This is a genomic window from Geobacillus jurassicus NBRC 107829 (assembly GCF_001544315.1).
Lineage (GTDB): Bacteria > Bacillota > Bacilli > Bacillales > Anoxybacillaceae > Geobacillus > Geobacillus jurassicus.
In genome coordinates, this window is record NZ_BCQG01000110.1 from 1 (window position 1) to 1834 (window position 1834).

The 1834-nt window shown below is 53.2% G+C and carries 2 protein-coding genes; both read right to left on the bottom strand.

What is annotated here, in order from left to right:
• Nucleotides 1–205 precede the first annotated feature (205 nt).
• Nucleotides 206–1006, bottom strand: a complete 801-nt coding sequence (locus GJ1_RS17325; protein ID WP_066235128.1) for an ExeA family protein — start codon at nucleotides 1004–1006, stop codon at nucleotides 206–208.
• On the bottom strand, nucleotides 999–1834 hold an 836-nt coding region (locus tag GJ1_RS17330), incomplete at its 5' end, for a TnsB C-terminal domain-containing protein (RefSeq protein ID WP_066235131.1). The genes GJ1_RS17330 and GJ1_RS17325, both read right to left, overlap by 8 nt.

A 1834-nucleotide genomic window follows, 5' to 3' on the forward strand; every position in this document is an offset into this window, starting at 1 on the left:
TAAATTAGCACATTATTTCAGAATCCCTTTTTCAAATTATTTCAGGCGGATTCGGAAATAATGTGCAAAATTTTTGCGGATTGTTCCGGATTTTGCACATTCTTTCGGAACGTTTGCACGCTCTTTCAGATGAAGATTTCCAGCGCGCCTGATGGACCGATGGAAAAGAGAAAGCACAAAAGAGGCCGATTCGGCCCCTTTCGTGCTAATACCCCATTTCCTCTGCGGCCATGCGCACCACTTCTTCGTCAATGGCGTCCTTTTTCAGCTGATACCCGTATAACAGGCACGTCGTGGCCAACGTATTGATCACTCGAGGCCATCCCCGCGACTGCAGGGCAATCGCCTCTAACGCCGATGGAGTGAAGATCGGATGCTTCGCCCCGGCCTGTTTCATCCGATGCTCGATGCAGCCCGCCACCTCTTCCTTCTCCAGCGGCCCCATCCGGTATCGCATGATGATCCGCTGGTCGAGAGGGCGGTGCTGATTGAGCCGCAGCTTCCCCTGTAAATGGGGCAGCCCGGCCAAAATCAAGACAAATGGGTTGGTCGAATCCATCTCAAAGTTGAACAAGATGGCGATGTCCTGTAAAAATGCATCCTTTGCGAAATGCATCTCGTCCAAAATGAACACCGGCGTGATCCGCCGTTCATGATACAATCGCTCGATCGCTTGCTGGATTTGGCGGAAGAGGTCTACCTTGCGGTACTTCGGTTCCTCTCCTAATCCCAAGGCCAGTCCACGGTAAAAATCCATCACGCCTCCGGTGGATAACGGAAAGTAGACGACATGATACAATGATGGATTCAATGACTCTTTCAGCGCCCGAAGGGCGAACGTCTTGCCCGCCCCCGGCTCTCCGATCAACAGCCCGATCCCCCGGGTTCGTTTCACGTACTCCAGCGCCCGCAACGCTTCCTGAAATGGCGCCCCTTGATACGCCTCGGACGGGTCTGTTTCTTTCGCAAACGGCTCCCGCGAAAGGGAGTAAAACGATTTATACACCGTGTTCTCCCTCCTTCGCCGGAATCGCCGCAAACGGGGACCGATGGCGTTTTGCATAGGCGTTGTCCTCCAAACGAACCCGAACGGCCTCCGCCACCTTCCTTCCATCTTCGTACACATAGACGCCCCGTTCATCATAGCGGAGTTCAATCGATTGCCCAATGAACCGGGGCGGCACTTCATACAGCTGCTTGTTCAAGGTGATCGTTCCATCGGCTTTGACCTTGCGGTGCTCCCGTTTCAGAAAAATCGCATCCAGCCAATCGCCATCTTCGATGAACGACACGAGATGCACTTGCGATTGAAACACCTCATGCGGCGTTTTTCCGTCCAGTGAGGCGTGCGGTTTTCGATGATATTCCTCTTCAAGCCACCTCCAAAAGCGCTCGTTCAGCTCTTCGAGCGACTTCGGGGGATCCAACTCCAACAGCGGATAAAACCGCGTCTGTACGGTGCGGAAGAACCGTTCGATTTTCCCTTTGCTTTGTGGATCATACGGCTGGGTGTGGATGAGCGTAATCCCCATCTCGGCGCACGCATACTGCAGCACCTCGGATCGATAAATTTTTCCGTTGTCCGAGTAAATGCGCTTCGGCTTCCCGCAACGAAGCACCGCTTCCTTCGTGACGATCCGCAGCCCGTCAAACTTCTCCGAAGGGAAAAACTGCGCGTACGGCACAAATCGCGAGCAGTCATCGATATAGGCAATCAAAAACGTTTTCTGGGATTTCCCATTGACTCGAATCGTGGGTCCATGGGATAAGTCCCCTTGCCAAAGCTCATTGATCTGGTCATACGCAAAGCGTTTTCGCTCCGGCATGGGCAAAA